The 7,996-nt window shown below is 54.2% G+C and carries 10 protein-coding genes; all 10 read right to left on the reverse strand.

Translation table 11 applies throughout. From position 1 onward, the window contains the following. The coding region (locus CAFE_RS00865) for a type IV secretory system conjugative DNA transfer family protein (RefSeq protein ID WP_156989526.1) at nt 1–954 on the reverse strand (954 nt) is incomplete at its 3' end. Next, the gene (locus tag CAFE_RS00870; RefSeq protein ID WP_156989527.1) at nt 951–1,442 is read right to left on the reverse strand and encodes a PcfB family protein; all 492 of its coding nucleotides are present in this window, start codon (nt 1,440–1,442) and stop codon (nt 951–953) included. The genes CAFE_RS00865 and CAFE_RS00870, both read right to left, overlap by 4 nt. Before the next feature lie 36 nt (nt 1,443–1,478). Then, nucleotides 1,479–1,703: a hypothetical protein gene (locus CAFE_RS00875; protein ID WP_330593684.1), complete on the reverse strand. Its 225-nt coding sequence runs from the start codon at nt 1,701–1,703 to the stop codon at nt 1,479–1,481. Between the two features lie 7 nt (nt 1,704–1,710). Then, nucleotides 1,711–2,070, reverse strand: coding sequence for a DUF7768 domain-containing protein (locus CAFE_RS00880; RefSeq protein WP_156989528.1), 360 nt, complete (start codon nt 2,068–2,070; stop codon nt 1,711–1,713). 57 nt (nt 2,071–2,127) lie between these two features. Next, nucleotides 2,128–3,009, reverse strand: coding sequence for a DUF6017 domain-containing protein (locus CAFE_RS00885; protein WP_156989529.1), 882 nt, complete (start codon nt 3,007–3,009; stop codon nt 2,128–2,130). Between the two features lie 30 nt (nt 3,010–3,039). Continuing rightward, nucleotides 3,040–4,902: a DUF5057 domain-containing protein gene (locus CAFE_RS00890; protein WP_156989530.1), complete on the reverse strand. Its 1,863-nt coding sequence runs from the start codon at nt 4,900–4,902 to the stop codon at nt 3,040–3,042. A gap of 66 nt (nt 4,903–4,968) precedes the next feature. Continuing rightward, nucleotides 4,969–5,559: a hypothetical protein gene (locus CAFE_RS00895; RefSeq protein ID WP_156989531.1), complete on the reverse strand. Its 591-nt coding sequence runs from the start codon at nt 5,557–5,559 to the stop codon at nt 4,969–4,971. 45 nt (nt 5,560–5,604) lie between these two features. Then, entirely contained in the window at nt 5,605–6,192 is a 588-nt protein-coding gene (locus CAFE_RS00900; RefSeq protein ID WP_156989532.1) for a hypothetical protein, read from the reverse strand. 67 nt (nt 6,193–6,259) lie between these two features. Continuing rightward, nucleotides 6,260–7,195, reverse strand: a complete 936-nt coding sequence (locus tag CAFE_RS00905) for a ParB/RepB/Spo0J family partition protein (protein ID WP_156989533.1) — start codon at nt 7,193–7,195, stop codon at nt 6,260–6,262. Then, complete coding sequence (locus CAFE_RS00910; protein WP_156989534.1) at nt 7,152–7,970, reverse strand: ParA family protein; 819 nt, start codon at nt 7,968–7,970, stop codon at nt 7,152–7,154. Before CAFE_RS00910 ends, CAFE_RS00905 begins: the two co-directional genes overlap by 44 nt. Between the last annotated feature and the right edge of the window lie 26 nt (nt 7,971–7,996).

Genomic DNA, 7,996 nt, shown 5'->3' on the forward strand with positions numbered 1-7,996 from the left:
CTTATATTTCTTATATTGCCGGACAGCGAAGTGATTTGGTTTTTTCTTTTCCAGCGCCTCAAACATGAGATCCACGGGATTTTTGAATTCCTCATCATCTTCCCGGACCTCCGAAGCGTTGATAAACTCGATCAGCGTGGCGAAATTCTGTTCCTCGACCGGAGCCTCATAGTGGATGTAGCCGATGAGCGCCGTGTAAAAGAGCGTCTCTGCCTTTTCCCAGAAGTCATCCCCGGATTTTCCGTTTCCTTTGGTGTTGGCGATGAGCGCCGTGACCAGCTTCAAAATGTCCTTTTCGGAATGAATGTACGCGAAGGGATTGTAGCGCATCGACTTTTTGAAGTTGATGGTGTTGAGGATTTTGATGCGGTATCCACTGCGCCGCAGGAGATTTCCGCACTCCACGACAATGCTGCCCTTCGGGTCCGTGACAACGAAGCTCGTCGGATAATCCTTGGAATCGCACTGCATCAGATTTGGCTTGATAAAAAACCGCGTCTTGCCGGAACCGGAGCCGCCGACGACCAGCGCGTTTTTGTTCCGGGACGTCTTGGGGTCTTTCGGTCGGCTGTTCATAGTAAGCCGTTCCGTCTGCGTGAGGATGACGTTGTTTTCAAAAACGGGGTCGATGTATGGTTTGATATCCTCGGTTTTTCCCCAGCGGGCCGAGCCGTATTCTACATTCTTGCGGAACTTCTTGGCGTTCCGGCCCTTGACATAAACCGCCAGACGGAGTGCGGCGGCGAGAAGAACGCCCACGCCGAGGTCGGCCGGATAAAGACTTGGCAGCGGAGAGGCAAACGCGGCGGTGAGGCCGTCCATCAGGTGGAGGAGCTTTCCCGAAGCGTCCGTGCCTGCGGCCAGCCGCCACGACTCTCCAAACTTGGTGGCGAACAGCGCGACGAACAGATACGGCAGATTCATCAGAAACAGCTTTTTTGTTTTCTCACTCATCGCGCCCGCTCCTGTTCCTTATGCCTCACCCGGTCAACGGTATTCGCCTTGACAAGATTTTTGAACTGTCGGAGCCGAGAGAGGATGGATGGCCTTTTCGCCCGGTTCACCGTTTTTGCCGTGAACTCGGTGAAAGCGGCGGTGAGGGCGTCCGCGTCCCGCGCCTTGAAAAAGACAAGATATTTGGGCGGCGACACACTGCGATCCTTTTTGACGGCGTAGTCCACGCCGTATTTCCGCGCCACGCGGTCAAAGGATTTGATGTTGCTGTCGGTGATCTCGATGTTCGATACGCCCGCGTTCTGCCCGACAAGCTGCTTCACCGTCTGCTTGCCGTTGGGGACCACGGGACCGGCGCGCGCCTTGGAGTTTTTCTTTTCTTTCCGGTGAGCCAGATACTTGTCAATCGCCGTTTTGAGCACTCGGCCTGTCAGTTTCGTGCCGCTGATGATGAGCGTCACGGAGCGATTTTCTATTTCTTCCTGCAATCAAAACACCTCCTGCCATGAGAAAGCCGCCTACCATCACCGTTCATCATGGGAAGGCGGTTTATTCTTTGCCGGAGCCGGTTTCCTATCGGACCGGCTGTCCGGCCTTTTCTCCTCACTCTTTTTCACAAAAGGGGTGAGGACGGTTTCCTTGCTGTCCATGTACATTTCCTCAGTTTTTTGTTGCGCCTGTTGGAGCTTTGAGATGGCATCGGTCACGTCGTTGAACAGCGAGTGATACATTTTCTGATAATCCGGCACGTTATCTTCACTCCTTTTCCGCGTCTTTTTCCCGGCCCTGCCCCTTGACGGTGAGGATGCCGTCCAGTGTGGTGGCGGTGATTTGCAGCCGTTCCGCCGTGGCAATATCGTTTTTTACGGTTTCGTCCACATTCCTGCCGCAGACCACCAGCACGTGGGCGCGGCGCAGAAAGTTGCAGGCGATGTCGATGCCGTCCTTGTGCTCCTGCGGGATGGCGTCGTTGAGGAAAAGCGGCAGGAATAGAATTGGGCAGATGGGCGAAAAGCCCGCGTCGTAGACCTTGCGGCAGTACCGCGCCGCGTCCTCGGTGTTTTCCATTTCATCCGCGCCCCACGGGGCGGTGATGTATGCGAGGGGTCGTTTCATGGTAAAATTCTCCTTTCTGTTTTTTGGTCGGGTATGAAAACAGCCCGCGCTGGACATTTACTGTCCGGGTGGGCTGCTTCCGTACATGTCGTGATTGACCAGCGCCGAATAATAGCTGCTGATGGTGGTTGGAGCCTGATACAGCGCGGTCAGGATGTAATTTCGGATATTGCGGACATCAGTGGTGTTTTTATCCAGGCACTCCAGCACGTATTCGATGTGGCTGTCGTCGAGCTTCAAAAGCCTGCTTTTCACTGTTTTGGCGGGCATGTCCTCACCGGCGATCCGAATCTCCTTTCTCCGGCTGCACACGGTGTCGAGCATGATGCCAACGATTTCATTCAGCCTTTCCGGGTCGCATCTCTGCCGCAGGACGTCGTAGGAAATATTCTCTTTGATGATTTCGCGGTAGGCGTCCATCGCATCCATCGAATCAGCCGGGGCAACGGCCTCCGGTTTTTGATCTGCCGGATTGGATTGATACGTATTTGCTCCATACGTATTTGATTTTTTAGGGATATTAGTTCCCTTAGTATTTAATTGCGCGGGGTTTTCCGTATCCGGTTTTCCCATATTCGGGTTATCCAGATACGGCTTTTCCGTATCTGGTGAATCCGTATCCGGGAAAGGCGTACTTGGCGGCTTGCACGGCTGCTCATAGATGATGTATTCGGTGTCTGTGATGCGCCCGTCTTTACCGCGAAGCTGGCGGCGCTCCATATAGCCCGCGCTTTCCAACTCCTTGAGCGTTTTCCCGATGGCGTCCACACCCTCGCGGCAGATGGCGGCAAGGCCCCGCGTAGTATAATCCCAATCGTCCGGAAGGGAGAGCATCATGGACAGCAGCCCTTTCGCTTTCAGGGACAAGGCCCTGTTCTTCAGGTGATGGTTGCTCATAACCGTGTAATCCCCCGTTCGTTCCACACGAAAAACCGCCATTTATATCACTCCCTTCCTCAAACGACTGGCTTAGTCGGTAATCGTGAAATCCAGCGTCAGCTCATGGAAAATGGTTTTCGCGTTCGTCCATGCTAAACCGAATTTAGCGGCAAGAGCCAGATTCCCGGAAGCTCCGTTCGCGCCGAGTGTCCCCAATGGAACTTCCGACGCAACATCACTTGCATAAACCGGTGTTTGTCTGTTAACCGCAGTCCAACCTGAACCGGCGGCTTGACTGATCCCCACGCCGAGCGCCATTCCGCTTCCGGTTTGCGAAGCCGTCAGGCTGTTCCAATCCGAATAGGCTGTGGGGGCGGCGTCACCGATGCCTGATGTCGCTTTCAGCCCCGCGACGGAAACCTTAATGGGAAAAGTGGAATTATTAGTGATTTGAATGTCCGGGGCGGTGAACGGGGTATTGCTGTTCGGGTCAATGGAATAGCCGATGCTGATCGGGTGCGTCACGGAAACCAGTTCATCCGTATGGTAGTGCGCGACAGCCGAGATATTCCCGGCGTTGTCCACGGCGGCGATATGAATGTAAAAGCCGCTGCCGGAGGGACGGGAAAAAGTGTAGCTGTCCGACGTGGTTGTAATGCTCCCGTCCGGGACGGTATCGGGGTTGTTGTCCACCACGATGGAATAACCTTTCATCCCAGTTTTTAGGGATGTCGATATAACCGGGGAATCGTATTTCGCGCCGTCGTTCTGGCCGGTGGCCTCCACATAGTATTGATAGCCGGTTGCGTTGTCCTGAGAGGAATAATTGACGGTGTACTGCGTCCGGTCGGAATTATGCGTGACGCCGGAAATGGCCGGTTCGTCCGGCGCGTCCAAATCCTGCCCTTTGTGGTCGTTCCAGCTTGTGTCGGTCGTAATCTGCGCGAGGTAAAACAGGGTGTTTGCCGTAACGCGCTGCTCGTCCGGTGTTGCCTCGCCGTTGGAGTGGCCGGTCTGAATCATGGCGCAGTTTGACCAGCTTGTCAGATAAAAAGTGTTTGTGCCTTGCCCGCCGGAGCCGGTGGCCTCCGCGCTGTTGGGGTAAGTGTAGGGTTGCTGATAGGTCATCCAGACATCCCCGAAAGCAAGCTGATTGGAATGGGACATCGGGACGTTCAGAATCGTACCCACGTCCCCGATTTCCCACGGGTAGTTGGTGAGCAGGCCTTTTTTGAAAACTTTGATCTGAGAGCTACCGAGCACGGTGTAATGCGGGATGGTCTGAATATCGCAGTAATGGGCCAGCTTGAAGAAATTCGGCATAGAGATTGTATCATTGTCCACCATCGTGTCATGCCCGAACAGAACGCCGCGCCCGGTCTTGATAAAGGCGTCGATCTTAGTTTCCGCTGTGGCGGACAAATCCTGACTTGCAAAAGCGTCCCACGCCCCGAAGTACAGCACGTCGTATTTGTAGCTGCCGTCCGCGTTTTTCAGATAAGTGTCCGGGTTGGCGTTAAAATCCGAGATCGAAACGGTATCCACGGAAATGAGGCCCTTGCCGTAACCTTTGGAATCATACTCGTTCGGCGTTTCCATCCGCATTTTAAGGGACGCCGACTTTGGCAGGGTGTAGCTCTTGCCTTCCCATGTCGTAAAAGAAACGGTCGGCGCAACAACGGGATAGATATTCAGAACCTTCGCGTTGTCTTTGGCGGGGATGCTTTGAAAAGTTGATTCATGCGCGGATTTGGAATAAAGCATATAGCTGTACGGCTGGCTTTTGTCGCTGTTTGTCCAGTTCAGCGCTACATAGTTCCCGGACGGATTCGGCGTCGCGGTCAGCGTTAGAACCGACGCAGCGGAGGCCGAAACGCTGGGAGAAAAACCGGACAATAGAATACCGGCGGCAAGCAGAGGTATAAGGAACAGCCGCCTGAATGATTGCCTCAAATAGAAGCCCTCCTTTCGGCGTGGAAGATTGGCCGGGAAAATCCCGAACAATTCCCGCCTGTACCTTTATGCGAGTTGGAACTGGAAAACAAGCTGATGGTTGGCCGTGTACGCCCCGTCGAACGCGAGGCCGTAATCCGCCGTCAGGGACAGCGCGCCGGAAATGTTCGGATTCAGCGTCCCGACCTGCAGCGGCGAATCGTTCACCGCCCAATGGGTGGTCGTGCTGTATCCGCTGTTCCAGCCGGAGTTGGCCTTTGCGGAGATTCCGAGCGCGATGTACTTCTTGGAATCCGCGAGGTTGAGCGAGCGCCACGCTTTTGCGGACGGGTCAACGTCGGTAAAGGTCAGCGAGCCGCCCGAAGCGGCTTTCAGAGACTCCACCGTGGCGATCACCGCAACTTTGGTGTTGTTGGTCACTGCGATGTCGGGGGCGGTAAAGGTTTCAGCGTTCGGGCTGATGGCATAGGCCACGTTGACCGGATGGGTGACGGAGATGGTCAGCGGCGAGATAGAGCCGTTGATCGTCACGTTTCCCGTGACGCTGCCTGTTCCGGTGTCGGTCTTGTCGGCGGCGAATGCCGGAACCGCAGCCGACACGCCGAGTACGGTAAAAGTGACGATGCCCGCGAGAATTTTTCTGAGCCTGTTTTTCATTGAAAAACCTCCTGCATGTTTTTATTTCAACCGCAAAACGGTTGATTACGAAACCAAAAGATGAATTCTGTAGTCGGCCATCCCAAGGTAAGCCTTTGCATCCGTGCTGTAATACCGGATGGTCGCCGTCACGCTGTAATCGCCGGGTGAAACTTGCCGGGAAAGGGTAAGGTCGTCGATGTGCTGGCCCGGGTAGATCGGCGCGGATTTTGCTATGGTTTCGCTGTTCAGCACGATTTCACATTGCATAACGACGCTGTTGGAGGATGGGTTTTCCACTTCCCATGTTCCGGCGCTACCTTTTGCCCCGCTGGGAAAGGAAGCCTGCGCGCTTACCTTGTCGGTAACTGTGACTTCCTGCTTTTGAAGCTGGGACAGGATTTCCTGCCGGGATGGGGCACTGCTGCTTCCCGGTTTTGCGCTCCCGGTATCGTCCAGAGACGGAACGGACGACGAGGGAACAGAACTGGATGGCGGCGGGTTCGGGCAGGGGTGCTGATTTCCGCAGTTTCGCAACAGAAGCAACAGGAGAAGCAGCAACAGCAGAAGAATCGCAAGGATATACGGCCATTTGCGTTTTCGCTTTTCATCCTCCTTTCCGCGCCTGTTCTCATTACTTTTTTCTGTTGTCATGCGGTTTCCTCCATTCATTTAGCAATTAAAAAAGACGCTCCTTTCGGAACGTCTGAAACGACGAGTATTACCTTTCCTGATCCCGCTGCCGCTTTTTCTGCCATCCGTCCAGCAGCCGGATGATGACCTGCTCCATTTGCTGCGGGGTGTACGATTTTGGGAAATATTTCTGGAGCTTGTCTGCTTTGATAGTGAGATCGCTTTTCTCAGGCTTCTTTTCCTCAGACATGATGGCAAGCATACTGTCCTCGTTCAAATGGCCCTCCTGACTGAAATTTTTCAGCCGCTGAGCCTGTGAAAGAGAGGGGGTGGCCTGTTCGCTTTCGATGGTATCAAGCAAAAGAGTCTGTTCCTCTGGCTTGAGGTATGACAACTCCACGGCGGGGGTCATGGCAATTTTCTTATCGTCCACCATCTGCTGAAGCTGCGGTGCCAGCTCGTTCAACCGGATATACCGCTGAATTTGCGTGGAACTGTCAGGAGAATTTTCAGCTAAGAGGTCACGGGAAACCTTGCCTTGCAACTTCTGTCCAACTTGGACAGAGGTTAAATCTGTCCTCTGTCCCTGATGTTTTATGGCGTCCAGCTTCATTTTGTATGCCTTGGCCCGTTCGCTCGGCAAGATGTTTTCACGCTGAATGTTGCTGTCAACCATGATGATGGTCGCGGCGTCATCATCCAGATTGCGGACGATCACCGGCATGGTGGGAAGCCCCGCAAGTTCGCAGGCGCGTTTGCGCCGGTGGCCGGAAATAAGCTCGTAGCCGCCGTCCGCACGGGGACGGACAATGGCGGGAACCAACACGCCGTATTCCTTGATGCTTTCCACAGTCTCTTTCATAGAATCATCGTCCCGCACCTGAAACGGATGGTCGGGGAACGGGTGCAGCTCCGAAAGAGGCATATCCATGACCTTTTCGCGTTTTTCATCCTCGCGGGTTTCCTCAGTGGAAAAAATATCATCGTAGCTGTTCAGACTTATGTTTTTGGCGCTGCTTTTCAATTTTAAGCACCTCCTTCGTCAGCTCACGGTATGCCTCGGCGACCTTGCCCTTCGGGTCGTGGGCGAAAATGCTCCTGCCCTCCGCGCTGATTTCGGCGGCGCGAACGGAATGAGGAATCTCCACATCAAATACTTTCAGCTTTGAACCGTAGGTATCCCGCAGCAGGGTGCTGATTTCTTTGGAATAGTTGGTGCGGCTATCCACCATTGTCAGCAAGATGCCGTCGATTTTGAGCTTTGGATTGATTTGCCGCCGCACCTTGTTGATTGTCTGCAAAAGCTGTTCGAGGCCCTTTGCCGGAAGGTACTGAGCCTGAACGGGAATAAGTACGCTGTCGGCTGCGGCCAGCGCATTAACGGTCAGCATCCCCAGCGAGGGCATACAGTCCAGAAGCACATAGTCGTATTGACGCTTTACGCCGTCCAGATACTGCTTCAGAATTTTTTCACGGCTCATGGCGTTGACGAGAGAAACCTCCATGCCGGAAAGCTCAATATTGGCGGGCATCAGGTCTACGCCCTCGTCGTGGTGTAATAGTCCCTCGCCGGGGTCGATGGGTTCCTCGTCCAGCATCTTGCCCATGATCGTCGCCAGCGTCACGGGCAGTTGATCGGGCTGAGGATTGCCCAAACTGATAGTCATGGAACTCTGTGGGTCGCTGTCCACCAACAGCACCTTTTTCCCTTCCTGTGCCAGCCCGATGCCGAGATTGGCGCAGGTTGTGGTCTTACCGACGCCGCCCTTTTGGTTGGCAACGGCAATTACATTGGTCATGTGATTTTTCACCTCCCGCTGAAATA

Source organism: Caproicibacter fermentans (genome assembly GCF_009746625.1).
Lineage (GTDB): Bacteria > Bacillota > Clostridia > Oscillospirales > Acutalibacteraceae > Caproicibacter > Caproicibacter fermentans.